Source organism: Citrobacter sp. R4, from assembly GCF_026719175.1.
In the GTDB taxonomy this organism is placed as follows: Bacteria; Pseudomonadota; Gammaproteobacteria; order Enterobacterales; family Enterobacteriaceae; genus Citrobacter_A; species Citrobacter_A sedlakii.
Genome location: NZ_JAPPSU010000001.1, coordinates 33,808 through 57,855, shown reverse-complemented (window position 1 = coordinate 57,855; position 24,048 = coordinate 33,808). Strand labels below are relative to the sequence as shown.

Below are 24,048 nucleotides of genomic sequence, written 5' to 3'. Positions count from 1 at the left end.
AAACAGGAGAAAAAATATGCAACGCAATTTTCAGGGGAAAACCGTGGTTATCACCGGGGCATGTCGGGGAATTGGCGCCGGCATCGCCGAACGCTTCGCCCGCGACGGCGCAAATCTGGTGATGGTGTCCAACGCGGAGCGCGTCCATGACACCGCAGAGCAACTGCGCCAGCGCTATCAGGCGGATATCCTGTCACTGCAGGTCGATGTGACCGATGAGGCGCAGGTGCAGTCGCTGTACGAGCAGGCCGCCGCCCGCTTCGGGACTGTCGATGTATCCATCCAGAATGCCGGAGTCATCACCATCGACTATTTCGACCGGATGCCGAAGGCGGATTTCGAAAAAGTGTTGGCGGTAAACACTACCGGGGTATGGCTGTGCTGTCGTGAAGCGGCAAAATACATGGTTAAACAGAATCAGGGTTGCCTGATCAATACCTCGTCAGGTCAGGGGCGACAGGGCTTTATCTACACCCCGCATTACGCCGCCAGCAAGATGGGTGTTATCGGTATCACCCAGAGCCTGGCGCACGAGCTGGCGCCGTGGAATATCACCGTCAACGCCTTCTGTCCGGGCATTATCGAAAGCGAAATGTGGGATTACAACGATCGCGTATGGGGCGAGATTCTCAGCAGCGAAGAAAAACGCTACGGCAAAGGGGAACTGATGGCGGAATGGGTGAAAGGGATCCCGATGAAACGGGCCGGGAAACCCGAGGATGTCGCCGGGCTGGTGGCTTTCCTTGCCTCTGACGATGCGCGTTACCTTACCGGGCAGACCATTAATATTGATGGCGGCCTGATCATGTCGTAATCCCCGCCGGGGACTATGTGGAGAGAAATCACTATGATCGCAAAAGATTTTGCCCGGCAGTTATTTAACCTCGAAGGGCGCGTCGCCTTCGTTACCGGCGCGGGTAGCGGTATCGGCCAAATGATAGCCTGGGCCCTTGCCAGCGCGGGCGCGCGCGTGGTCGGTTTTGACCTGCGGGAAGACGGCGGGCTGAAAGAGACCGTACAGAATATCGAGGCCATCGGCGGGCAGGCCGCCCTCTACGCGGGCGATGTCCGGCAACTCAGCGACCTGCGCGCGGCCATCGCTTTCACCCACGAACGTTTTGGTCGCCTCGATATCGCGGTTAACGCCGCCGGGATCGCCAACGCTAACCCGGCGCTGGAAATGGAAAGCGAGCAGTGGCAGCGGGTGATTGATATCAACCTGACGGGCGTGTGGAACTCGTGCAAAGCCGAAGCGGAACTGATGCTGAAAAGCGGTGGCGGCGCCATTATTAATATCGCCTCTATGTCCGGGATCATCGTGAACCGGGGCCTTGATCAGGCGCATTACAACAGTTCGAAAGCCGGCGTGATCCATCTTTCGAAAAGTCTGGCGATGGAGTGGATTGAGAAAGGGATTCGGGTCAACTCCATCAGCCCGGGTTATACCGCCACGCCAATGAATACCCGCCCGGAAATGGTGCATCAGACGCGGGAATTTGAAAGCCAGACGCCGATTCAACGTATGGCGAAGGTGGAAGAGATGGCCGGTCCGGCGCTGTTTCTCGCCAGCGATGCCGCGTCGTTTTGCACGGGGGTAGATTTGGTGGTGGATGGCGGGTTTATCTGCTGGTAAACATTCGCCCGCAGCCAGTGAAGACTGCGGGCTTTCATTTTTCTGAATCTCAGCACCGGCCTGAAGCCGGAAAGCGTCAGGCGCCCGCGATTACCCGACTCTTCTCATCTCTTCTTACTGTGTATGTAAACAGTAGGCGTTTTTTTTCAGAAAACGTTTAGATCTACATGCCGGGAAACAGTACGCCGTTGCCCGGCGCTTCGCGATCCAGATGAATAAAGTTCAGATGGCGTTCATACTGGTCGAGAATATCGGTAATCACCTGCTCTTTGCTGTAGTCCATCAGGTCGTTACCCTGACTGCCTTCCAGCAGGAAAGTTTCCAGACGATAGTAGGTCGATTTACCACTGCGGGCACGGTAGGTGAAACCCGGCACCGCGTACTGCTGCGGCCAGATCTGGTAGATAAAATTCCGTTCGTCGCCCATGTATACCCGCAGATCCAGATGGCCGAGGTTTTCGCCCTCTTCCGGCGGCAGGCTTTTTAGCGCTACCCTGGCGCCGCGCAGTGTGAGCTCCTGGGCCACTTCTTCCATCGCCGGGAAGCATACCGTCTCCATCATCTGGCGGGTATAGCGCGTGCCAGGATAGTTCATCAGCCGCGATAAGCGTTTTTTCCAGCTCAGCCGATCCTGTACGCCCATCGGACGCGGCGCGGTGTGTCGGCTGGCGCTTTCCCGGCGATAATCCTCGACCTTCAGCGATTTATACAGCCCGGCCATGACAAAGAATATGACGAAGCTAAACGGTAGCCCCATGATGACCGTGGTGTTCTGCAGCGCGGAAATACCGTTCGTCATCAACATGCCGAGCGTCAGCAGGCCGATGGCGACAGACCAGAAAATGCGCAGCCAGTTTGGCGCATCGCTGTTAATGTCTTTTAGCTTTGAAGTAAAGTTACCCAACACCAGCGCGCCGGAATCTGCGGAGGTCACATAGAACAGCAGGCCTGTGATTGTCGCCACCGAAGCGCTGAAGGTGAACGCCGGATACTGGGCCAGCAGGCTGTAAAATCCACGCTCCGGATGCGCCATCGCTTCGGATGCAAAGCCTGCATCGCCGTGAATAATTTCGTACAGCGCGCTGTTGCCAAACACCGACAGCCACAGCAGGGTAAAGGTGAACGGAATAATCAGCGTGCCGAAAACGAACTGACGAATCGTACGCCCGCGCGAAATACGCGCCAGGAACAGGCCGACAAACGGTGACCACGCCACCCACCACGCCCAGAAGAACAGCGTCCAGTTGTTCATCCACTCGACCGGGCGATCAAAAGCAAAGCTGTTCAACGTCATGCCCATAAAGCGATTCACGTAATCACCCACGTTAAGCACCAGCGCATTGAGCAGGAATGACGTATCGCCCATAAACAGCACAAACAGAATCAGCCCCAGCGCCAGCGCAACGTTCAGTTCGGACAGCACGCGAATGCCCTTATCGACGCCCGAGGTGACAGAAATCGTGGCGATAATCACCGACAGCACTATCAGCGCCGCCTTTGCCGCCATTGAGTCCGGGATATCGAACAGCACGCTAAGCCCGTAGTTCAGTTGCACCACGCCAATCCCAAGGGTGGTGGCGATGCCGAAGATGGTGCCAATCACCGCCGCGATGTCCACGCTGTGTCCTATCGGTCCGTTGATTCGTTTACCAAAGATGGGATAGAGCGCCGAACGAATGGTCAACGGCAGGTTATAGCGATAGCTGAAGTAGCCCAGCGCCATGCCCATCAGCGCATACATCGACCAGCCGGTCAGGCCGTAGTGAAACAGGGTCCAGACCATCGACTGGCGAGCCGCTTCGACCGTCTGCCCCGCCCCTTCCGGCGGCTGCATATACTGCGTGACCGGTTCCGCGACCGAGAAAAACATCAGGTCGATACCAATCCCGGCGGCAAATAACATCGCAGCCCAGCTTAACAGGCTGAATTCTGGTTTGGACTGCTCAGGCCCGAGCTTCACTGAGCCAAAGCGCGAACAGGCGATAAAAATGACGAAGACGATATACAGCGTGGCGGCCAACAGATAATACCAGCCGAAGGTTTTCGATACCCAGTTCAACGTCTTGCCGATCCAGGCGGCGGAGAAATCACTAAAGAAGAGCGTGGTCAGGGAAAACAACAAAATCAGCCCGGCGGACGTATAAAAAACAACCGGATTGATTTTGTCTTTTTCTCTGCACGAGGGAAGGTCTGACATCCAGTATCCTCACTTTTATTGCAACTATTTGAAATCAAAAACGTAACAATTAATACACATTTATATTGAACGTTCAATCAAAAACCGTTCTAATAGATAAACAAAACTGATGAATGGAGTCCGAAAATGCCCAAACTGGGGATGCAACCGATTCGGCAACGGCAGCTGATTAATGCCACGCTGGAGGCGATCAATGAGGTGGGAATGCACGATGCGACGATCGCGCAGATCGCTCGCCGCGCCGGGGTTTCGACCGGCATCATCAGCCATTACTTCAGGGATAAGAATGGATTGCTGGAGGCGACGATGCGCGACATCACTAGCCAGCTCCGCCATGCGGTTTTGCATCGGCTGCGTGCGCTCCAGGGCGCCCGTGCCGAACTGCGCCTGCGGGCCATCGTCGCGGGGAATTTTGACGACACGCAGATAAGCCACGCGGCGATGAAAGCGTGGCTGGCCTTCTGGGCCAGCAGTATGCATCAGCCGATGCTGTATCGCCTTCAGCAGGTTGCCAGTAAGCGCCTGCTGTCGAATATCGTCTACGAATTTAAGCGTGAACTGCCGCGCGAACAGGCGCAGCAGGCGGGTTACGGACTGGCGGCGCTGATTGACGGGCTTTGGCTACGCGCCGCGCTGAGCGGCGAACCGTTTAATCTGAGTCTCGCCCAGGCGCTGACCACCCATTTCATCAGTCAGCATTTGCCGAAAGCCACTGACTAAACGAGGAGAACGCATGTCGCGAATGGCAGAACAACAGCTTTATATAGACGGTGGTTATACCGCCGCCTCCAGCGGTCACACCTTCGATACCATCAATCCTGCCAATGGCGATATTCTGGCGACGGTTCACGCCGCAGGGCGTGACGATGTCGATCGCGCCGTAAAAAGCGCCCAACACGGACAAAAAATTTGGGCGGCGATGACCGCGATGGAACGTTCGCGCATTCTGCGCCGGGCGGTGGATATTCTGCGCGAACGCAATGACGAGCTGGCCAGACTGGAAACGCTGGATACCGGAAAGCCGTTCAGCGAAACCGCCAGCGTGGATATCGTGACCGGCGCGGACGTACTGGAGTATTACGCCGGGCTGATCCCGTCACTGGAAGGCAGCCAGATCCCGCTGCGCGAGTCCGCTTTCGTTTACACCCGCCGCGAGCCGTTGGGCGTGGTGGCAGGGATCGGCGCATGGAACTACCCGATTCAAATCGCGCTGTGGAAGTCTGCTCCGGCGCTGGCGGCGGGCAATGCGATGATCTTCAAACCCAGCGAAGTGACGCCGCTCACCGCGTTAAAGCTGGCGGAAATCTACAGCGAAGCGGGTCTGCCGGACGGCGTATTTAACGTGTTGCCGGGCGCGGGTGCGGAAACGGGCCAGTATTTGACCGAACATCCCGGCATTGCCAAAGTGTCGTTTACCGGCGGGGTTGCCAGCGGCAAAAAAGTGATGGCGCATTCCGCGGCCTCCTCACTGAAAGAGGTCACGATGGAGCTGGGCGGTAAATCGCCGCTGATTATTTTCGAGGACGCCAACGTTAATCTGGCCGCCGACATCGCCATGATGGCGAATTTCTACAGCGCCGGGCAGGTCTGTACCAACGGCACCCGCGTGTTTATCCCGACAAAGATGAAAAGCGCCTTTGAACAGACGATCCTCTCCCGCGTGGCGCGAATTCGCGCAGGCGATCTGTTTGATCCGGCGACTAACTTCGGGCCTCTGGTCAGCTTCGCGCATCGGGAAAACGTTCTGCGCTATATCGAAAGCGGCAAGCGCGAAGGCGCAACGCTACTGTGCGGCGGCGGCGCACTGAAAGGCCGCGACGTTGAACATGGCGCGTGGGTTGCGCCAACGGTGTTCACCGACTGTCGCGACGAGATGACTATCGTACGGGAAGAAATCTTTGGCCCGGTCATGTCAATCCTCACCTATGAACGCGAAGACGAGGCAATTCGCCGCGCCAACGCGACCGACTATGGTCTGGCGGCAGGCGTGGTCACGCAGGATCTCAACCGTGCGCATCGGGTTATCCACCAGCTCGAGGCCGGGATCTGCTGGATCAACACCTGGGGGGAATCCCCGGCGGAAATGCCGGTCGGCGGCTATAAGCACTCTGGCATTGGTCGTGAAAACGGCGTGATGACGCTGCAAAACTACACCCAGGTAAAATCCATCCAGATCGAGATGGCCCCCTTCCAGTCCGTCTTTTAACCAGGAGGTCTCATTGCATTTTGACTATATCATTATTGGCGCCGGTTCTGCCGGCAACGTACTGGCAACACGACTGACAGAAGACAGCAATACCACCGTTCTGCTTTTAGAGGCGGGCGGCCCGGACTACCGTGCGGATTTTCGCACTCAGATGCCCGCGGCGCTGGCCTATCCCCTTCAGGGGAAACGCTATAACTGGGCGTATGAAACCGAGCCGGAACCGCACATGAATTATCGCCGAATGGAGTGCGGACGCGGCAAAGGACTGGGCGGTTCCTCGTTGATTAACGGCATGTGCTATGTTCGCGGCAACGCGATGGATCTCGACAACTGGGCAAACGAACCCGGACTCGAACACTGGAGCTATCTCCACTGCCTGCCCTACTACCGTAAGGCGGAATCGCGCGATATCGGCGCAAACGACTATCACGGCGGCGACGGCCCGGTCTGCGTGACCACCTCGAAACCCCATGTGAATCCGTTGTTCGACGCGATGATCGAGGCGGGCGTACAGGCCGGTTATCCGCGCACGGACGATCTTAACGGTTACCAGCAGGAAGGCTTTGGCCCGATGGATCGCACCGTAACGCCGCAGGGACGTCGCGCCAGCACCGCGCGCGGCTATCTCGACCAGGCAAGAAAACGTCCTAACCTGACGATAATCACCCACGCGCTGACCGATCACATCATCTTTGATGGCAAAAAGGCGGTGGGCGTGGAGTGGCTGGAAGGCGACGGCACCATTCCGACCACCGCCACAGCGGAAAAAGAGGTGCTGTTATGCGCCGGGGCGATTGCTTCGCCGCAGATTCTGCAACGTTCCGGCGTTGGCGACGCGGCGTTGCTGAAAGCGTTTGCTATTCCGCTGGTTCATCACCTGCCCGGCGTCGGCGAAAATCTGCAGGATCATCTGGAGATGTACCTGCAATACGCCTGCAAAAAACCGGTCTCACTGTACCCGGCTCTGCAATGGTGGAATCAACCGAAGATCGGCGCCGAATGGCTGTTTGGCGGCACCGGCATTGGCGCGAGCAACCATTTCGAAGCGGGCGGTTTTATCCGCAGCCGGGACGCGTTTACCTGGCCAAACATTCAGTATCACTTTCTGCCGGTCGCGATCAATTACAACGGCTCGAACGCGGTTAAAGAACATGGCTTCCAGTGCCACGTCGGCTCTATGCGCTCGCCAAGCCGCGGCCACGTCCATCTTAAATCACGCGATCCGCGCGAGCACCCGGCAATTTTGTTTAATTACATGTCGACCGACCAGGACTGGCAGGAGTTTCGCGACGCCATTCGCATTACCCGTGAAATCATCAACCAGCCCGCGCTGGATCCCTTTCGCGGACGGGAAATAAGCCCTGGCAGCGACTGCCAGAGCGACGAACAACTGGACGCGTTTGTGCGCGAGCACGCCGAGACGGCGTTTCATCCCTGCGGCACCTGCAAAATGGGCTTTGATGAAATGGCGGTCGTGGACGGCGAAGGCCGGGTTCACGGCGTGGAAAACCTGCGCGTGGTGGACGCTTCAATCATGCCGCAAATCATCACCGGCAACCTGAACGCGACCACAATCATGATTGGCGAAAAGCTTGCCGATGCTATTCGCGGTCGCGCCCCGCTGGCAAAAAGCGCAGCCAGCTATTACGTGGCGGGCGACACGCCGGTGCGCCAGGCGCCACGGCGGTAACGGTCTGTACGGTCTGATAACACGGCGCGTATCAGGCCGCTTCCGAATACCCATAACGCTTCTATACTGAAAAGACATTCCTTTAAAAGAGAACGTTATGCCGTTACCCGATTTTCACGTCTCCGAACCCTACACCCTCGGCATTGAGCTGGAAACGCAGGTGGTTAATCCACCGGGCTATGACCTGAGCCAGGATTCTTCGCGGCTGATTGCCGCCGTGAAAGACCGGGTCACCGCCGGTGAAGTCAAACATGACATCACCGAAAGCATGCTGGAACTGGCGACCGATGTGTGTCACAACATCGACCAGGCCGCCGCACAGTTTTCCGCCATGCAGCAGGTGATTCTCCACGCCGCGGCGGAGCACCATATTGAGATTTGTGGCGGGGGCACCCATCCGTTTCAAAAATGGCAGCGGCAGGAAGTGTGCGATAACGAGCGCTATCAGCGGACGCTGGAGAATTTTGGCTACCTCATTCAGCAGGCGACCGTGTTTGGTCAGCACGTACACGTCGGTTGCGCCAGCGGTGACGACGCGATCTATCTGCTGCACGGGCTGTCACACTTCGTGCCGCACTTTATCGCGCTCTCTGCCGCTTCGCCTTATATGCAGGGTTCTGACACCCGTTTCGCCTCATCGCGGCTGAATATTTTCTCCGGTTTTCCGGACAACGGTCCGATGCCGTGGGTCAGTAACTGGCAGGAATTTGAGGGGCTATTCCGTCGGCTCAGTTACACCAGCATGATCGAAAGTATTAAAGATTTGCACTGGGATATCCGACCGAGTCCGCATTTTGGCACCGTGGAAGTGCGGGTGATGGATACGCCGCTCACCTTGTCTCATGCCGTCAACATCGCGGGACTGATTCAGGCGACCGCGCACTGGCTTTTGACCGAGCGACCGTTTAAACACCAGGAACGCGATTACCTGCTGTATAAGTTCAACCGCTTTCAGGCCTGCCGTTACGGGCTGGACGGCATTCTGACCGACGTACATACCGGCGATCATCATAAACTGTCAGAGGACACCCTGCGTCTGCTGGAGAAAGTCGCCCCCTCGGCGGATAAAGTGGGCGCAGGCAGCGCGATCGAGGCCCTGACCCGTCAGGTGAGAAACGGCGGCAGCGAAGCGCAAAAGATGCGGGAATTTGTCGCCGATGGCGGGTCGTTGATTGGTCTGGTGAAAAAACATTGCGAGATCTGGGCGGGGTAACAGGACGGCGTTTGCGTTGTCCGGCGTAATCCCGGACAATGGCTTTTTTAACTCACATTTAACAATGCCATGAAACACCCGCTTGAATCGCTGATGACTGCCGCCGGTATTTTGCTGATGGCTTTTCTGTCCTGCCTGTTGCTGCCCGCCCCGTCTCTGGGACTGACGCTGGCGCAAAAGCTGGTTGACGCCTTTCATCTGATGGATCTCAACCAGCTTTATACGCTGCTGTTCTGCCTGTGGTTTTTAGCGCTTGGCGCTGTCGAATATTTTGTGCTCCGCTACGTCTGGCGTCGCTGGTTTTCGCTGGCCGGTTAAGCCCGTGAAGTCGCGCATGCCGTGCACCAGCGCTTCGCACCACGCGGTGTAGTCATGCCCGCTCGACCACGGATGAAAACTGACCGTGTAGCCCTTTTCTTTGAGTACCTTTTCAAACGCCAGCGTGTTGCGATAGATGCCGCCGTTCGGCCCTTCCTGTTCAAAACGCCCGGCTTGTAGCCAGAAGGTAATCGGGTAGCGCGGCGAGTTCTGATACTGCCGCGTTAGCCAGGCGGGCGCCTCCCCGTGCGGCGCCCACCAGTAGGAGCCGGAAAGACTCAGCACATTGCCAAACAGCCGTGGGTAGCGCAGCGCCACCCACGACGACGCCAGTCCCCCGTAGCTGGACCCGGCAAGCACCGTTTTCTGCCGCTGGAGGGATATGCCCCGCTGCGCCAGCCAGGGCGTCAGCTCGTGCGCCATGAAATCGGCAAAGTCCGGGTTTGGCGGCAGCTCTTTTCCACGACGCGGATGATCGAGCGAGTCCACAAATACCACATTGATCGGCGGAAGCTGATGGCGGGCAATCAGACCGTCAACTATCCGGTCGATATGGTAGTCATCAAGGTAGGTTTTACCGTCAAACAGGATCAACGTCCAACGCGCCGGCTGCGCCACTCGAGGACGGTAGAGAGCGATTTCCCGGCGATTGCCTAACCGTTCGCTTTTCAGCATCTGACGGGTTAGCGCGCCGTGCGTCAACGGCTGTGCAGCGGCCTGCGCCGAACAAAAACGCGGCGGGCCAAGATCGATTAACGACGACTGGTTCCAGCGATCGGTATGCTTATCGCCGATCCGCAACGGGTTATAAGGATCGGCCTGCGCGCTGACCAGGATCGCGCGTCGCTGATCGCGGGGCGAACCGCTGACTTTTGGCACATCCGGCGCCAGTTTGTACTGCATAACCGTATCCGCAGGCACAACATAGCTGCGAAACCAGACGTCGGAATGGCCGAGTCGAAACAGCGGATCGTGCTCGCCTGCCGGCGAGCCAAACAGAAAAACGTTTTGCTTCGCGCCGCGCCAGAGAAAGGTGATCCGTTTATGGTTAGCGTCGACAGGTTCGACCAGCGGCGTACCGTAACGCTGCCGATCCTGCCAGAAATCCGCGGTTCCCGCCCCGGCGGCAATCGCTTTTTCCAGCCGCTGTAGCGTCGGGCTGACCGGGGAAATTCGCTGCGTGCGCGGCAGCGGCGTCGTCTCTTTCATCTGCCAGCTAAACTGCCAGCGCGCGCCTTCGTTACCATGCAGCACCAGCGAGGTAGTCTGCTGTACGGGTAACGAAAACAGCAAATGATGCTCGCCATCGTCGGGGCCGTCTTCCAGTAACGTGCGGATACGCCGGTTTTGACCGTCGAGCAGACGGGCATCGGTGACGCCGGACAGCGTTGCGGAAACATAGTTTTCGTTTAGCGGAGGAAGGACAAAACAGACTTCGCCGCTGGCATCAAATTTTCCCTGCTGCTCGCCGTGGAGCGAGGGAGTCGAACAGGACATCGCCTGAGCCGACAGGGTTCCCAGCCCCAGGAGCAAACCATTCCACGCCATTTTCATTGGCTAACCGTTCCTGAAGAAATGTGTCAGCCACGCTAATGTAAATGGGAATGATTTGCAATAAGATTTGTAAGCGGAATGTTACTCTGCCTGTCGCGGCCTGATAACACTATGCCGGGTGTGTCCGGCTGTGGTTCTCTTTGCGGTAGGCGCCCGGCGGCTGATTAAACGTGCGGGTAAAGATGCGGGTAAACGTCTGCTGCGAATCAAAACCGTAGCGCAAACAGATATCGTATACTTTTTCATCGGACTCGCGCAAATCCCGCGCCGCCAGCAGCAGCTTGCGCTCGCGGATGTAGCGTCCGAGACTCTCCCCTTTGTACTGCATAAAAAGGCGCTGCAGATGCCACTTGGAATACCCCGCGTGGCGGGCGATATCGTCAATACGCAACGGTTGATTCAAATTTTCATCAATCCATTCGACAATGGTGTCGATTACCTGAGCAGAAATGGTCATTCAGCACTCCTCTCCTGCAAATTGCTCGTGTTCTCCCACCATGCCGTGAACTGTTGCGCCGGATCGTCGAGCTTCACCGGTTCGCCCAGCGTCGGAGTGAGCAGGCGGTAGGGTTTATGACGGCTGGCCAGCGCCAGCCGCTTATAAGGATCATCCCAGGTGTGTTTCGCCAGCACAAAACGTCCGGCATGCCCCGGTAAGATGGCTCTGGCGCGCAGATCCTGTGCCGCCTGAGCGGTTTCCTCCGGCATCATGTGGATGTATTTCCAGTCCGGGTCGTACTGACCGTTTTCCATGATCGCCAGGTCGATCGCGCCAAACTGTTCGCCAATCGCCCGAAAGTGCGGGCCGTAGCCAGAGTCGCCGCTGTAGTAAATTTTCTGTTCCGGCGTTTCAAACAGAAAACTGGCCCACAGCGTCTGGTTACGCTTGATGCCGCGTCCGGAAAAATGGCGGGCGGGCAGTACGTGAATATAGAGCCCGTCATCCACCCGCACAGACTGGTGCCAGTCACACTCCTCAATGATGTCGCCGTTCATACCCCAGTACCGCAAATGCGAACCGACGCCGAGCGGCGTAATCACCCGCTTCACTTTTGGCATCAACGCCTTGATGGTGGCGTAATCCAGATGGTCATAATGATCGTGAGAAATGATCAGCAGATCGATCGCCGGCATTGCCTGGGCGGTCCAGGGGTAATCGCCGACAAACGCTTTGTTGAGAAAAGAAAACGGCGCCGCGTAACGGCTGAAGACCGGGTCGATCAGAATGCGTTTTCCGCCGAGCTGCAAATACCACGACGAGTGGCCGAGCCAGATCAGCGTGTCCTTGTCGGCGGGCAGAGCTGCAATATCGGTCGCTACCAGCGGCAACGGCTGCGCCGGTCGCGCGTTCTCTCGCTTTGCGACCAGGAATTCCCACCAGGCCGCCAGCAGACTTTTATTTCCGGTATAGCCCGGCCCTGGCACCTGATTATGGAATTGCCCATCACGATAATTGACGGACTGTTCAAACTGGCTGAGCTGAGCCCCTTGCGGCGCCTGACCGAAGCCAGCATTGAGGACAAACGGTAACGTTGCGGCACTGGCAATGATCATCATAACAACCACACAAACTGTGAGACGCTTCATATCCTGACCTGAAAACGCGCTCCCGTCCGGTAGTCTGCGCGGCTGACTCTTGATTATGAGTGAGTAAGCACTCATTATAGAAATCGGAAATTTCGCGTCAAGACGTTTTTCAATCTTTGACATTCCCCGTTGCGGCGCTGCAAAGGCCGTGTTTCAATTCGGGTTTTAGACTGATAAGGGTAAAATGTAGTGGCTCGTCCGAAGAGTGAAGACAAAAAACTGGCATTACTGGAGGCAGCAACCACGGCAATCGCGCAGTCCGGGATCGCGGCTTCTACCGCCGTGATTGCCCGCAATGCAGGCGTGGCGGAAGGAACATTGTTTCGCTATTTCGCGACCAAAGACGAGTTAATTAACGAACTTTACCTCCATCTTAAGCACAGCCTGTGTCAGTCAATGATCGCCAGGCTGGATCGCTCGCTGACCGATGCCAAAGCGATGACCTTTTATATCTGGAGCAGCTATATCCGCTGGGGGCTGGAACAGACGCACGGGCACCGCGCGATACGCCAACTGGCGGTCAGCGAGAAAATCACCAAAGAGACAGAACAAAAGGCCGACGCCATGTTTCCTGAGCTGCACGATCTTTGCCATCGTGCGGTCCTGCCGGTCTTTATGTCAGACGAATATCGCGCCTTCGGCGACGCGCTGTTTTTAACCCTGGCCGAAACCACCATGGAGTTTGCCACTCGCGAACCGGCTCGCGCCAGTGAGTTTATCTCTCTCGGTTTTGAAGCGATGTGGCGCGCCCTCACCCGCGAGGAATTCTGATGAATGATAAAACGCTGTATGATTGCGCGCGCCGTCTGGCGCTGGCTTTTCCGTTTACCGAACATTGCTGGCCGTTTGGCCCGGAATATGACGTCTTTAAAGTGGGCGGTAAGATCTTCATGATTGCCACCGACGTGAACAATCGCAGAGTGATTAATCTGAAGTCCGATCCGCAAAAATCGCTGTTAAATCAGCAGATATACCCGAGCATCACGCCTGGTTACCACATGAACAAAAAGCACTGGATTTCCGTCACGCCCGGCGACGATATCAGCGAGTCGCTGCTGGAAGAACTGGTTAACGATTCGTGGAATCTGGTAGTTGACGGTCTGACGAAGCGCGACCAAAAACGGATCCGCCCGCGCTGATTGGTCGTGACAGACGATAACTGTTTTCGCATTTTCTCACTTATCATCTGCCGGAGAACCTTGTACCCTGCGGGGTAATAAAACAAACCGGGAGTAGTTATGGATATCGTATCAGTTGCCTTAAAACGTCATTCCACCAAGGCCTTCGACCCCAGCAAAAAACTGACCGCTGAACAGGCAGAAAAGATAAAAACGCTGCTGCAATACAGCCCGTCCAGCACCAACTCTCAGCCGTGGCACTTTATTATCGCCAGCACCGACGAAGGCAAGGCGCGCGTCGCGAAGTCTGCCGCCGGAAACTATGTGTTTAATGAACGCAAAATACTCGACGCTTCACACGTGGTGGTGTTCTGCGCCAAAACGGCGATGGACGACGCCTGGCTGGAGCGCGTGGTCGATCAGGAGGAGGCGGATGGTCGCTTCCCGAACGCCGAAGCAAAAGCGGCTAACCACAAAGGCCGCACCTTCTTCGCCGATATGCACCGTAAAACCCTTCACGATGATGCGCACTGGATGGCAAAACAGGTTTACCTGAACGTGGGGAACTTCCTGCTCGGCGTCGCCGCGCTGGGGCTGGACGCCGTACCTATCGAAGGCTTTGACGCTGAGATCCTTGACGCCGAATTTGGCCTGAAAGATAAAGGGTTCACCAGCGTGGTCGTGGTCCCTGTCGGTCATCACAGCGTCGAAGATTTCAATGCTTCACTGCCGAAATCCCGCCTGCCGTTATCCACCACCCTGACGGAAGTGTAACTATTGAGATAAGAATGCCAGGCAGTAGTTCGTTGCTGGCTGGCAAATTATCAGGACATTCCTCATTACTTCCCCGCGCCATAAATCCTGAACTGGATCAGAGTTTACTCGCACCCGTAATGGCGAATAAATACACTTATGATTTATTCCCGGATTATATCATGTTCCCCACTCACTCTCTTTTTCGCCAGGATTGATATCGCGGGAACCTGAAGCTGGCAAAATTTGCATAAACTCCGTACAGCGGTCATCATAGGCCGCTGTTTTATAAAGGAGACGTTATGCAGGATTTAATTACCCAGGTCGAAGATTTAGCGGGTATAGAGATGAATCACACCACGTCGCTGGTGATGATTTTTGGCATTATTTTCCTCACCGCCGTGATTGTGCATATCATTTTGCACTGGGTGGTTCTACGCACATTCGAAAAACGCGCCACCGCCAGTTCGCGCCTGTGGCTGCAAATTATTACGCAAAATAAATTATTCCACCGCCTGGCGTTTACCCTTCAGGGGATCATCGTCAATATCCAGGCGGCGCTGTGGCTGCAAAAAGGCAGCGAGGCGGCAGAAATGTTAACCACCTGCGCGCAGCTGTGGATCATGATGTATGCCCTACTGTCGCTGTTCTCCCTGCTGGACGTGATTTTTAATTTGTCGCAGAAATTACCGGCGGCATCTCAGCTTCCGCTCAAAGGCATCTTTCAGGGAATCAAACTGATTAGCGCGATTATCGTTGGCATTCTGATGATTTCGCTGTTAATAGGCCAGTCGCCAGCGATTTTAATAAGCGGCCTGGGCGCGATGGCGGCGGTGTTAATGCTGGTGTTTAAAGATCCAATCCTGGGGCTGGTCGCCGGGATCCAACTGTCCGCCAACGACATGCTTAAGCTGGGCGACTGGCTGGAGATGCCGAAATACGGCGCGGACGGCGCGGTGATCGACATCGGACTGACGACCGTAAAAGTGCGTAACTGGGATAACACCATCACCACCATTCCGACCTGGTCGCTGGTCTCTGACTCGTTCAAAAACTGGAGCGGCATGTCGGCTTCCGGTGGTCGGCGTATTAAGCGCAGCATCAACATTGACGCCACCAGCATTCATTTTCTTGATGAAGATGAAAAAGCGCGCCTGTATAAAGCGCAACTGCTGAAACCTTATTTAGATACCCGTCATCAGGAAATTGACGCCTGGAACCAGCAGCGCAATGCGCCGGAATCCGTATTAAACCATCGCCGGATGACCAATATCGGCACCTTCCGCGCCTATCTGAACGAGTATTTACGTAACCATCCGCGCATTCGCCAGGATATGACGTTAATGGTGCGCCAGCTCGCCCCGGACGATCACGGACTGCCGATGGAAATTTATGCTTTCACCAATACCGTGGTCTGGCTGGAATATGAAAGTATTCAGGCCGATATTTTCGACCACATTTTTTCGGTGGTGGAAGAGTTTGGTTTACGCATTCATCAGTCGCCGACCGGCAACGATATTCGCTCGCTGGCCAGCGCATTGCCGAAATAACTCAGGTACTGGCGCGCGAAACATAGCGCCAGTTCATCATCACCCTTTCCGTCGGCGCATCCGGATTATCGATCTTATTTAAAAGCAGCTCGACCGCCTTGCGCCCGATATCCCGCGACGGTTGTTCGATGGTGGTCAGTGAGACCATTTCCGCCACTTCCGTGCCGTCAAACCCTACCACGGCGATATCCTCCGGCACCCGCAGCCCGGCCTGTTCAATGGCGCGTAGCGCCCCTGCCGCCAGCGTGTCGGAAACAGCAAATACCGCATCCGGCGGGGTATTCTGGAGTAACGCTTGCATCGCCTTCCTGCCCGCGCCGGAACTGAGATCGCTGGCGTATTCCACCGCCTGGTAATCGAGATCGCGAAGGTGAATAACGCTCTTATAGCCACGCTCACGCAGGCGGGCGTATTTATAGCTCAGGTCATGGTTGATAAGCGCAATACGCTGCCGTCCGCTGTCGGCAAGCTGACTGACCACATGCTGCGAGGCATCGACGTCGTTAATTCCCACGCAGGAAACCGCGCCCGCATCGGCGTATTCCGCACACTGTACCCACGGCGCGTTGCCAATCAGTTCCGCGAGTTCCGGCAGTTTCGAGAAGGCATCCATGGTGATAATGCCGTCGACGATTTTGCCGGACAGCAGGCTCAGGCCCGAACGGGAACGTTCGATATCGGAACCGGAATTGCACAACAGAATCCGGTAGCCATTTTTCTCCGCCTCTTCTTCAATGCCTTTGACCACTTCAGCGCAAAACGGATTCGCGATATTAGAGACCATCACCAGAATCATATAACTTCGTGCGGTGCGTAACTGCCGCGCCAGCAGGTTTGGCTGATAGTTACTCTCTTTGATCGCCTGCAGCACCCGCTCGCGGTTTTTCGCCTTCACCGTATCGCTGTTATTGAGCACGCGCGACACCGTAGCCACCGACACGCCAGCCAGCCTGGCGATTTTCTGAATAGACATAACGACGACACATCCTGCGGTTAGCGTTTTGTGCAGGCTATCATAAATTTGTTGCCCGGCGAACCGGGCAACGTGTCATTGTTCAACGCGCACCCAGCGCTGCTGCTGATGGCTTTTCACAATGGCGTCAATGATATACATCACGTTCGCGCCGTCATGGAAGGTTGCGAACTGCGGCGCCTCCGGCATCGCTCCCGCCTGCACTGCCCGGTAGAACTGCGCCAGCATATTTTTGAAGGCATCCGGCCAGCCTTCAATGTGTCCACCGGGAAAGTGGGCGCTGTCGGCCACGTCAGGGTTCATCAGACCTGGATCGTCGCTCAGCGTCTGATTGGCCTGCGCGCGATGGCCGATCCACAACTGCTGCGGGATTTCCTGATCCCACGCCACTGACCGCTCGCTGCCATTTACCTCAAACGTCAGGCGGTTTTTGCGCCCGGCGCTCACCTGCGAGACGCTAAAGCTGCCCTTGCTGCCGTCGTCAAAGCGGAACAGCACCGAACCAAAATCTTCGGTGGTGACCGGTTTATCTTCATACTCCGCCCGCTCGTCGTGGGAGAAGGTCTGGTTTCCCCCCACGCTGGCCTTGCGCGTCGGCCAGACGATGGATAAGTCGGCCATCACCTCCGTAATGCGCCTGCCGGTGACAAACTGCACCGTGTCGCACCAGTGGGAGCCGATATCCGCCACCGCCCGCGACGCGCCGCCCAGCGCCGCATCCACCCGCCAGTTGTAGTCGGTTTCCAGCAGCATCCAGTCCTGCAAATAGCTGCCGTGCGAGGCAAACAGCCGCCCGATGCTGCCCGCGCGCATCATACTCGCCGCCTGGCGCACCATCGCAAACTGGCGATAGACGAAGCTCACGCCGTGCACCACGCCCGCCTGCTCCGCCAGCGTCACCAGCTCGCGCGCCTCGTCCGGGGTCATGCACAGCGGTTTTTCTGAAAATACGTGCTTACCCGCACGCAGGATCTTGCGGTTGATCTCCGCGTGCAGGTGGTTCGGCGTGCAGTTGTGCACCACGTGCAAATCAGGGTGCGCGAGCAGTTCCTCCACGCTGGCGCAGGCGTGCGGCACGTTAAGCTGGCGCGCTTTCTCCTGCGCCCCGGCAAACATACCGTCGCAGAGCGCCACCACCTGCACAAACCCGAGGCGCCTGAGCGCCTCGATATGCGCCGGGCCGATAAACCCGCTGCCGATAATGCCAACGTTAATCATCGTTGCCCCCTGCGGCAAAATCATCAAACGCGCGTCCGGAAACGGGAATGATGTGGCGGCGGATAAACGCGCTGCCCTCCCTGGCGCCGGTATCGCCGTCCTTCAGGCAGCACTCCCACTCCAGCACCGCCCAGCCGTCGTAGTCGTACTGGGTCAGCTTGCTGAAGATACCTTTAAAGTCAATCTGCCCGTCGCCGAGCGACCGGAAGCGGCCAGCGCGGTTGATCCACGGCTGATAGCCGCCGTACACGCCGCTGCGCCCGTTGGGGCGGAACTCGGCGTCCTTAACGTGAAACGCTTTTATACGCGTATGGTAGATATCGATAAAAGTCAGATAATCCATCTGCTGCAACAGCATATGGCTTGGGTCGTAGAGAATGTTGCAGCGCGGATGGTTATCCACCAGCGCCAGAAAACGCTCGAAGGTCACGCCGTCATGCAGATCTTCCCCCGGATGCAGCTCAAAGCAGACGTCAACGCCCTGCTCGTCGAAGGCGTCCAGAATCGGAAGCCAGCGGTTTGCCAGTTCCTGAAACGCTTCCTGAAAACGCTGCTCGTTATGCGGCGGCCACGGGTAGAAAAACGGCCACGCCAGCGAGCCGGAGAAGGTGGCATGGGCCTTCAGGCCTAGCCGGGCGGACGCCACCGCCGCCTGCATCAGCTTTTCCGTTGCCCACGCCCGGCGCGCCGCATCGTCACCGCGCACGGACGCGGGGGCGAAGTGGTCAAACGCGTCGCTGTAAACCGGGTTCACCGCCACGAGCTGCCCTTCCAGATGGGTCGACAGCTCGCTGATGACCAGCCCGTGAGCGGCCAGCCTGGCGGTAACTTCATCGCAGTAGGCCTGGCTCTCTGCGGCTTTCTCGACATCAAAAATGTGCGGATGGTTACAGGGGATCTGCACCGCCCTGTAGCCCTTCGCCGCTGCCCATTCGGCCAGCCCGTCGAGCGTGTTGAACGGCGCGTTCTCACCAATAAACTGCGACAGAAAAATACCCGGTCCCTTAATCGTTTTCATACCCCCTCCTGAACATTACGCCTTGTCATCGTCATACCTAAACGTGAGAAGGAAAATCAGCGCGATCGCCGCGGCAGCCACCGCCGGGATCCACCAGAATGTCACCCATGCCTGCGGCACGGTCTGCCCGGCCACCAGGCGGTTATAGAGCGCGCCGGAAATCTGCGAGCCGAGCAACATGCCGATGCCGTAGGTAAACATTACGATCATGCTCTGGGCCTGACCTTTGACCTTTTCACCGGCGACCCGGTCGGTATAGATAAAGCCGACGACAAAGAAGAAATCGTAGCAGACGCCGTGCAGCAGGATGCCGAGATAGAGCAGGATGCGCCCCTCCTCGCTGACGCCCAGCGCGAACATGGCATAACGCACGAACCACGCCAGCATGCCGATCAGCAGCATCACCTTCACGCCCAGGCGACGGAACAGCAGCGGGATGACCAGCATGAAGAAGATTTCGGACATCTGCCCGAAGGACATGGCGGTACTGACGTCGGCAATGCCGGCATCCGCCAGATACGAGGCGGTGTAGGCGTAGTAGGTTCCCAGCGGGACGGAGATCAGCATCGCGCAAACGGAGAAGACGAAAAAGTGGCGGGTTTTGAGCAGCGCGAAGGCATCCGCGCAGAAGAGATCCCGCACCCTGACCGGCAGGCCTTTCGCCGGGGCTGGCGTGTGCGGCAGCGTCAGGCTATAGATCGCCAGCAGCACGGAGCTTGCCGCCGCCACCTGGAAGATGGTGACGCTGGACGCCACGCCGGTGACGCCGATAAAAATGCCCGCCACGATCCAGCCGATGGTGCCAAACACGCGCACCACCGGGAAAGTTTTATCCACGTTCGCCAGGCTGTGAAAGGCGATATTGTTGGTCAGCGCCAGCGTCGGCATGTAGCAGAGCGTGTAGCCAAACAGCAGGCCGATCAGCAGCGCGCCGTTCTCGGCAATCAGCGCGCCCGGCACGAACCACAGGATTGCCGCGCCCGCCAGGTGCATCACCGCCATCACCTTCTGCGAGGCGAAGAAGCGGTCCACCAGCATCCCGAGCACGAACGGCGAAAGAATGGAGGCGATTGGCCCGGCGGAGAAGGCATCGCCGATCAGCAAAGACATATTGTGCCGGGTCATCACCAGGCCGAGCGTGACCGACCAGCTACCCCAGATGAAAAACTGCAGAAACATCATCAGCGACAGACGCGGCACCAGCAGCCGGTACTGTGTTATCGCCTTTTCACTACTTTCAGTTGACACCATGATAAGCCTCACCCTTAAAAGTAATCGATTACAAAATGCAACAAATAAAAAGTAATCGATTACAAACTAAAGATCCTGCGGTTAGAAACAGAATTGGGAGGAGAGTCACGATAAAGGTGGAGCGGTACATTAAGGGCCCGGCAGGCGCAGTGCCGCCAGGCTTAAAACGGGTGCGGCTGGGTGTCCTCACCCCGGCCCTCTCCCTGAGGGAGAGGGAGAAAAGCAGATCACTTTTTTCGGGATAATTTAAACGCCACAAACAGGAACACCACCCACACCGGCAGCAGCATCGCTGACAGGCGCATCTCATCCATGGTGCACATCAGCACCAGGATCAGCGCCAGGAACGCGATACAGATATAGTTCCCCGCCGGATAGAGCAGCGCTTTAAACTGCGTCTCGCGTCCCTTGCGGCGCATGGCGGCGCGAAAGCGCAGGTGCGCCAGGCAGATCATGATCCAGTTCAGCAGCAGCGTGGCGACAACCAGCGCCATCAGCAGACCAAAGGCCTCTTTCGGCAGCAGGTAGTTGATCAGCACCACCAGCGAGGTAATCGCGCCGGAAAGAAACAGCGAATTGACCGGCACGCCGCGACGGCTGACGCGGGTGAGGAATTTCGGCGCATTCCCCTGCACCGAAAGGCCAAACAGCATGCGGCTGTTGGAGTACACCCCGCTGTTATACACCGACAGCGACGCCACCAGGATAACGAAGTTCAGCGCCGACGCCACCACGTTGCTGTTCAGATCGTGGAAAATCATCACGAACGGACTGCTGTCGGATTTCACTTCCACCCACGGGTAGAGCGCCAGCAGAACGACCAGCGAGCCGATGTAGAACAGCAGAATACGGTACACCACCTGGTTGACCGCTTTCGGTATGCTTTTGTGCGGGTCGCGCGCTTCCGCCGCGGTGATGCCAATCAGCTCCAGCCCGCCGAAGGAGAACATGATCACCGCCAGCGAGAGGATCAGCCCTTTCCAGCCGGTCGCCAGGAAGCCGCCGTGCTGCCACAGATTGTCGAGGGTCGCCCGCTCGCCGCCGTGGCCGGAGAACAGCAGCCACAGGCCAAAGCCGATCATGCCGATAATCGCCAGCACCTTGATCAGCGCGAACCAGAACTCGGTTTCGCCATACAGGCGCACGTTCACGAGGTTAACGGCGTTAATAATGATGAAGAAGGCCGCGGCCCAAATCCATGTCGGCACGTCCGGCAGCCAGTACTGCATATAGATGCCTGCGGCGGTCAGCTCGGCCATGCCCACCAGCACAAACATTACCCAGTAGTTCCAGCCGGAAAGGAAGCCTGCGAACGGGCCCCAGTATTTATACGCAAAGTGAGCGAACGAGCCTGACACCGGCTCTTCAACGACCATCTCGCCGAGCTGGCGCATGATCAGGAAGGCGATGATCCCGGCGATACCGTAACCCAGCAGAACCGCCGGGCCGGCCATCTGAATGGCGGGGCCGATACCGAGAAACAGCCCGGTACCGATCGCGCCGCCAAGGGCAATTAACTGAATATGTCGATTTTGCAAACCACGTTGCAGCGTCGGATTCTGATCCGACGCGGCTTCAGCGCAACCACGGCCTGAAGCGGATGACGCGTCTTTCACGCCCTACCCCTGTCTCTTTTTTAGAAGGGGCACGTTTTAACACTTCATGCTGGAGGTAGCAAGTTTAACGCCGGGCTACCGCATGCGCCCGGCGGATAAACGTTACGACCCGATGATCCCACCGTCCGCTTTGGTAATCACCACCGTTGACGATCGTGGGCGGCCGTTCGGGCTGGCGTCAGGCCAGTTAGAAACGGCGCGCGGATTGGCCGGATCGGTAATATCATCCCCGCCCTCTCCCGGATGCTGAATGTTAATAAACAGCGTGCGGTTGTCCGGCGTAAATGCAATGCCGGTTATTTCGCACCCGCGCGGGCCGGTCAGGAAGCGGCGATACTCATTGGTGCCCGGAATGGTTGCCACCATCTGGTTATTGCCCATCCCCTCGTACGCTTTCTTATTGATGGTGCTGGAGGAGACGTCGGTCTGGATCCACAGGATGCCCTGGTGATCGAACGACAGCCCATCCGGGCTGCCGAACGCCGCGCCCTGCATGGAGCCTTTAGACTTAGGATCGTCGCCGTCGGTGCGCCCGGCCATCACAAGAATATCCCACTTAAAGCGGTCGGCAGCAGGGTCGGCGCCGTCTTCGTGCCAGTGCATAATATGACCAAACACGTTGTTGGCGCGCGGGTTGGCGGCATCGACCGGCGCCTTGCCCTCCTTCCCGCGATCGCTGTTGTTGGTGAGCGTACAGTAGACGCTGCCGCTGGCGTGCGGATCGACCGCTATCCACTCGGGGCGATCCATCTTCGTCGCCCCTACAGCGTCGGCCGCGAGGCGGGTTTTAATCAGCAGATCGCCCTGGCTTTCGAAACCGTTGCTTTTATCCAGCCCATTTTGCCCGAAGACCAGCGGCAGCCAGTCGCCGTTCCCCTCCTCGTTGAACCGGGCAACGTACAGCGTGCCGGACGTCAGCAGGTTCATATTGGCTTCACGGTTCGCGGGATCGTATTTTTTGTCCGAGACGAATTTATAGATGTACTCAAACTTCTGATCGTCCCCCATGTAGACCACCACGCGGTTATCGGCGGCGAGCGTGACGGCAGCGCCCTCATGCTTGAAGCGACCGAGCGCGGTATGCTTGCGCGGCGTGGAGGTGGGATCGTAGGGATCAATTTCTACCACCCAGCCGAAACGGTTGGGCTCGTTAGGGGTTTTATCGACGCTGAAGCGGTCATCCACCTCGTTCCAGCGGTAGGATTCATCGCTGTCGCTGATGCCGTAGCGTTTTTCCAGCGGGTTGAGGTCGGCTTTTTTGACAAAAATATCCGACCAGTTCTCCTCGCAGGTGAGATAGGTGCCCCACGGCGTATGGCCGTTGGCGCAGTTTTGCATCGTGCCCAGCACGCGTTCCCCCTGCGGGTCGGCGGCAGTTTTCATTAAGTCCTGATGCCGCGCCGGGCCGGTAAGCTGCATTGGCGTATTCACGGTAATGCGGCGGGCCAGGGAAGATGGTCGAACCACCTGCCATTCGCCGCCCGTTTTTTTCACTTCCACCACTGACACGCCCATCGCGTTCTGCCCTTTGCGGGCTTTGTCGAGACTCCAGTTCGCCGTACCGTCGGTAAACAGCATTCCGTTGTCGATGTATTCATGGTTCATCGCCAGCAGGCCATGCTCCGGGTTTTGCTCCCCCTGCGGCAGGCTGAACCACGCCATGCCGTCGTGGTGCATGCCCGCCTGCACGGCCTGTTCGTCCGTGGTGTTGCTGGCATCCGGCTTAAATGCCGGCATACTGTTTTTGATCCCCGTCGGGTCACCCCAGCGATAGAACGGGCGGGCAATATAGCCTTCCGGTACCCTTACCGTGTCTTCCGTTGAGACAGCGATACTGGTAAACCCAAGCGACACGGCCTTGGCCAGCGCGGAAGGCTTCGATACCGCGGCAACGGCATTTTCGGGTTTGATCAGAAAGGGGAATGAAACGGCAGCTCCCGCAACGGCGCCCGCCTGTAAAAAACGGCGACGGGAGAGAAATACCTCCGCCACCTCAGAGAATACCGGGTTAGCGCTGCGGTTGTTGATATCGTCACGATGTTCTTTTTTAAAAACGGATTTGAGGGGTCTGCCCATAGCGGCTTCCTGTCATTGGCCAAGAGGTAAGGAGTTGGCGAACAGTGTAAGAAGCTTTTGTTACATTTTTATAACAA

The 24,048-nt window shown here is 57.3% G+C and carries 21 protein-coding genes; 11 read left to right on the top strand and 10 right to left on the bottom strand.

Features of this window, described 5'->3' with window-relative positions; translation table 11 throughout:
- The first annotated feature begins 16 nt into the window (after positions 1-16).
- Both OOJ60_RS00260 and OOJ60_RS00255 read left to right on the top strand, forming a co-directional pair.
- Positions 17-814 (top strand): glucose 1-dehydrogenase, encoded by a 798-nt coding sequence (locus tag OOJ60_RS00260; RefSeq protein WP_200033623.1) that lies wholly within the window; start codon positions 17-19, stop codon positions 812-814.
- Positions 815-847: 33 nt separating this feature from the next.
- Positions 848-1,633: an SDR family oxidoreductase gene (locus tag OOJ60_RS00255; protein ID WP_042285664.1), complete on the top strand. Its 786-nt coding sequence runs from the start codon at positions 848-850 to the stop codon at positions 1,631-1,633.
- 163 nt (positions 1,634-1,796) lie between these two features.
- Here OOJ60_RS00255 and OOJ60_RS00250 read toward each other — a convergent pair whose 3' ends face one another.
- Positions 1,797-3,830, bottom strand: a complete 2,034-nt coding sequence (locus OOJ60_RS00250; RefSeq protein WP_060568942.1) for a choline transporter — start codon at positions 3,828-3,830, stop codon at positions 1,797-1,799.
- A 126-nt stretch (positions 3,831-3,956) separates the two neighbouring features.
- Between OOJ60_RS00250 and betI the strand changes: the two genes are divergently transcribed.
- From betI to OOJ60_RS00225, 5 genes are all read left to right on the top strand, one after another.
- The gene (gene betI / locus OOJ60_RS00245) at positions 3,957-4,550 is read left to right on the top strand and encodes a transcriptional regulator BetI (RefSeq protein ID WP_042285669.1); all 594 of its coding nucleotides are present in this window, start codon (positions 3,957-3,959) and stop codon (positions 4,548-4,550) included.
- A gap of 13 nt (positions 4,551-4,563) precedes the next feature.
- Positions 4,564-6,036 (top strand): betaine-aldehyde dehydrogenase, encoded by a 1,473-nt coding sequence (gene betB / locus OOJ60_RS00240; protein ID WP_205611739.1) that lies wholly within the window; start codon positions 4,564-4,566, stop codon positions 6,034-6,036.
- A gap of 13 nt (positions 6,037-6,049) precedes the next feature.
- Positions 6,050-7,726, top strand: coding sequence for a choline dehydrogenase (gene betA / locus OOJ60_RS00235; protein WP_205611738.1), 1,677 nt, complete (start codon positions 6,050-6,052; stop codon positions 7,724-7,726).
- 97 nt (positions 7,727-7,823) lie between these two features.
- A complete protein-coding gene (locus OOJ60_RS00230) occupies positions 7,824-8,939 on the top strand; it encodes a YbdK family carboxylate-amine ligase (RefSeq protein WP_042285676.1) in 1,116 nt (371 codons plus the stop codon).
- Positions 8,940-9,008: 69 nt separating this feature from the next.
- Positions 9,009-9,257, top strand: coding sequence for a DUF1158 domain-containing protein (locus tag OOJ60_RS00225; protein ID WP_042285680.1), 249 nt, complete (start codon positions 9,009-9,011; stop codon positions 9,255-9,257).
- Here the strand turns inward: OOJ60_RS00225 and OOJ60_RS00220 are convergent.
- From OOJ60_RS00220 to OOJ60_RS00210, 3 genes are all read right to left on the bottom strand, one after another.
- Entirely contained in the window at positions 9,186-10,811 is a 1,626-nt protein-coding gene (locus OOJ60_RS00220) for an alpha/beta hydrolase-fold protein (protein ID WP_205611737.1), read from the bottom strand. The genes OOJ60_RS00225 and OOJ60_RS00220 overlap by 72 nt on opposite strands.
- A 109-nt stretch (positions 10,812-10,920) precedes the next feature.
- Complete coding sequence (locus tag OOJ60_RS00215; protein WP_042285684.1) at positions 10,921-11,268, bottom strand: RamA family antibiotic efflux transcriptional regulator; 348 nt, start codon at positions 11,266-11,268, stop codon at positions 10,921-10,923.
- Complete coding sequence (locus tag OOJ60_RS00210) at positions 11,265-12,398, bottom strand: MBL fold metallo-hydrolase (protein WP_205611736.1); 1,134 nt, start codon at positions 12,396-12,398, stop codon at positions 11,265-11,267. The genes OOJ60_RS00215 and OOJ60_RS00210 overlap by 4 nt, the downstream gene beginning before the upstream one ends.
- 189 nt (positions 12,399-12,587) lie before the next feature.
- Here OOJ60_RS00210 and OOJ60_RS00205 point away from each other — a divergent pair, with 189 nt between their 5' ends.
- The 4 genes from OOJ60_RS00205 (at position 12,588) to OOJ60_RS00190 (ending at position 15,819) form a co-directional block, all read left to right on the top strand.
- On the top strand, positions 12,588-13,169 hold the full coding sequence (locus tag OOJ60_RS00205; protein WP_042285688.1) for a TetR/AcrR family transcriptional regulator: 582 nt from the start codon (positions 12,588-12,590) through the stop codon (positions 13,167-13,169).
- Positions 13,169-13,537 (top strand): MmcQ/YjbR family DNA-binding protein, encoded by a 369-nt coding sequence (locus OOJ60_RS00200; protein ID WP_042285689.1) that lies wholly within the window; start codon positions 13,169-13,171, stop codon positions 13,535-13,537. Before OOJ60_RS00205 ends, OOJ60_RS00200 begins: the two co-directional genes overlap by 1 nt.
- 99 nt (positions 13,538-13,636) lie before the next feature.
- On the top strand, positions 13,637-14,290 hold the full coding sequence (gene nfsB / locus OOJ60_RS00195) for an oxygen-insensitive NAD(P)H nitroreductase (protein ID WP_205611735.1): 654 nt from the start codon (positions 13,637-13,639) through the stop codon (positions 14,288-14,290).
- 281 nt (positions 14,291-14,571) lie between these two features.
- Positions 14,572-15,819: a mechanosensitive ion channel family protein gene (locus tag OOJ60_RS00190; protein WP_060568947.1), complete on the top strand. Its 1,248-nt coding sequence runs from the start codon at positions 14,572-14,574 to the stop codon at positions 15,817-15,819.
- 1 nt (position 15,820) lies between these two features.
- Here OOJ60_RS00190 and OOJ60_RS00185 read toward each other — a convergent pair whose 3' ends face one another.
- The 6 genes from OOJ60_RS00185 to OOJ60_RS00160 form a co-directional block, all read right to left on the bottom strand.
- Positions 15,821-16,792 carry a LacI family DNA-binding transcriptional regulator gene (locus OOJ60_RS00185; protein WP_181821829.1) on the bottom strand — a complete coding sequence of 324 codons (972 nt, stop codon included), beginning with the start codon at positions 16,790-16,792 and terminating at the stop codon, positions 15,821-15,823.
- Positions 16,793-16,867: 75 nt separating this feature from the next.
- Entirely contained in the window at positions 16,868-18,010 is a 1,143-nt protein-coding gene (locus OOJ60_RS00180; RefSeq protein WP_205611734.1) for a Gfo/Idh/MocA family protein, read from the bottom strand.
- Entirely contained in the window at positions 18,003-19,028 is a 1,026-nt protein-coding gene (locus OOJ60_RS00175; protein WP_205611733.1) for a sugar phosphate isomerase/epimerase family protein, read from the bottom strand. Before OOJ60_RS00175 ends, OOJ60_RS00180 begins: the two co-directional genes overlap by 8 nt.
- A gap of 15 nt (positions 19,029-19,043) precedes the next feature.
- Positions 19,044-20,279 (bottom strand): MFS transporter, encoded by a 1,236-nt coding sequence (locus OOJ60_RS00170; RefSeq protein WP_205611732.1) that lies wholly within the window; start codon positions 20,277-20,279, stop codon positions 19,044-19,046.
- Positions 20,280-20,506: 227 nt separating this feature from the next.
- Positions 20,507-21,895, bottom strand: coding sequence for a phenylalanine transporter (pheP, locus tag OOJ60_RS00165; protein WP_199956479.1), 1,389 nt, complete (start codon positions 21,893-21,895; stop codon positions 20,507-20,509).
- Between the two features lie 102 nt (positions 21,896-21,997).
- Positions 21,998-23,971, bottom strand: coding sequence for a PhoX family protein (locus tag OOJ60_RS00160; protein ID WP_205611731.1), 1,974 nt, complete (start codon positions 23,969-23,971; stop codon positions 21,998-22,000).
- Positions 23,972-24,048 lie beyond the last annotated feature (77 nt).

Excerpts from the sequence above, each read along its gene's own strand:
- OOJ60_RS00250 (WP_060568942.1), bottom strand. The coding sequence starts at position 3,830 with ATGTCAGACCTTCCCTCGTGCAGAGAAAAAGACAAAATCAATCCGGTT.
- OOJ60_RS00215 (WP_042285684.1), bottom strand. The coding sequence starts at position 11,268 with ATGACCATTTCTGCTCAGGTAATCGACACCATTGTCGAATGGATTGAT.
- OOJ60_RS00260 (WP_200033623.1), top strand. The coding sequence starts at position 17 with ATGCAACGCAATTTTCAGGGGAAAACCGTGGTTATCACCGGGGCATGT.
- OOJ60_RS00230 (WP_042285676.1), top strand. The coding sequence starts at position 7,824 with ATGCCGTTACCCGATTTTCACGTCTCCGAACCCTACACCCTCGGCATT.
- OOJ60_RS00185 (WP_181821829.1), bottom strand. The coding sequence starts at position 16,792 with ATGTCTATTCAGAAAATCGCCAGGCTGGCTGGCGTGTCGGTGGCTACG.
- OOJ60_RS00175 (WP_205611733.1), bottom strand. The coding sequence starts at position 19,028 with ATGAAAACGATTAAGGGACCGGGTATTTTTCTGTCGCAGTTTATTGGT.
- nfsB (WP_205611735.1), top strand. The coding sequence starts at position 13,637 with ATGGATATCGTATCAGTTGCCTTAAAACGTCATTCCACCAAGGCCTTC.
- OOJ60_RS00200 (WP_042285689.1), top strand. The coding sequence starts at position 13,169 with ATGAATGATAAAACGCTGTATGATTGCGCGCGCCGTCTGGCGCTGGCT.
- OOJ60_RS00170 (WP_205611732.1), bottom strand. The coding sequence starts at position 20,279 with ATGGTGTCAACTGAAAGTAGTGAAAAGGCGATAACACAGTACCGGCTG.
- OOJ60_RS00255 (WP_042285664.1), top strand. The coding sequence starts at position 848 with ATGATCGCAAAAGATTTTGCCCGGCAGTTATTTAACCTCGAAGGGCGC.
- OOJ60_RS00180 (WP_205611734.1), bottom strand. The coding sequence starts at position 18,010 with ATGATTAACGTTGGCATTATCGGCAGCGGGTTTATCGGCCCGGCGCAT.
- OOJ60_RS00160 (WP_205611731.1), bottom strand. The coding sequence starts at position 23,971 with ATGGGCAGACCCCTCAAATCCGTTTTTAAAAAAGAACATCGTGACGAT.
- OOJ60_RS00225 (WP_042285680.1), top strand. The coding sequence starts at position 9,009 with ATGAAACACCCGCTTGAATCGCTGATGACTGCCGCCGGTATTTTGCTG.
- OOJ60_RS00220 (WP_205611737.1), bottom strand. The coding sequence starts at position 10,811 with ATGAAAATGGCGTGGAATGGTTTGCTCCTGGGGCTGGGAACCCTGTCG.
- OOJ60_RS00190 (WP_060568947.1), top strand. The coding sequence starts at position 14,572 with ATGCAGGATTTAATTACCCAGGTCGAAGATTTAGCGGGTATAGAGATG.
- betB (WP_205611739.1), top strand. The coding sequence starts at position 4,564 with ATGTCGCGAATGGCAGAACAACAGCTTTATATAGACGGTGGTTATACC.
- betI (WP_042285669.1), top strand. The coding sequence starts at position 3,957 with ATGCCCAAACTGGGGATGCAACCGATTCGGCAACGGCAGCTGATTAAT.
- OOJ60_RS00210 (WP_205611736.1), bottom strand. The coding sequence starts at position 12,398 with ATGAAGCGTCTCACAGTTTGTGTGGTTGTTATGATGATCATTGCCAGT.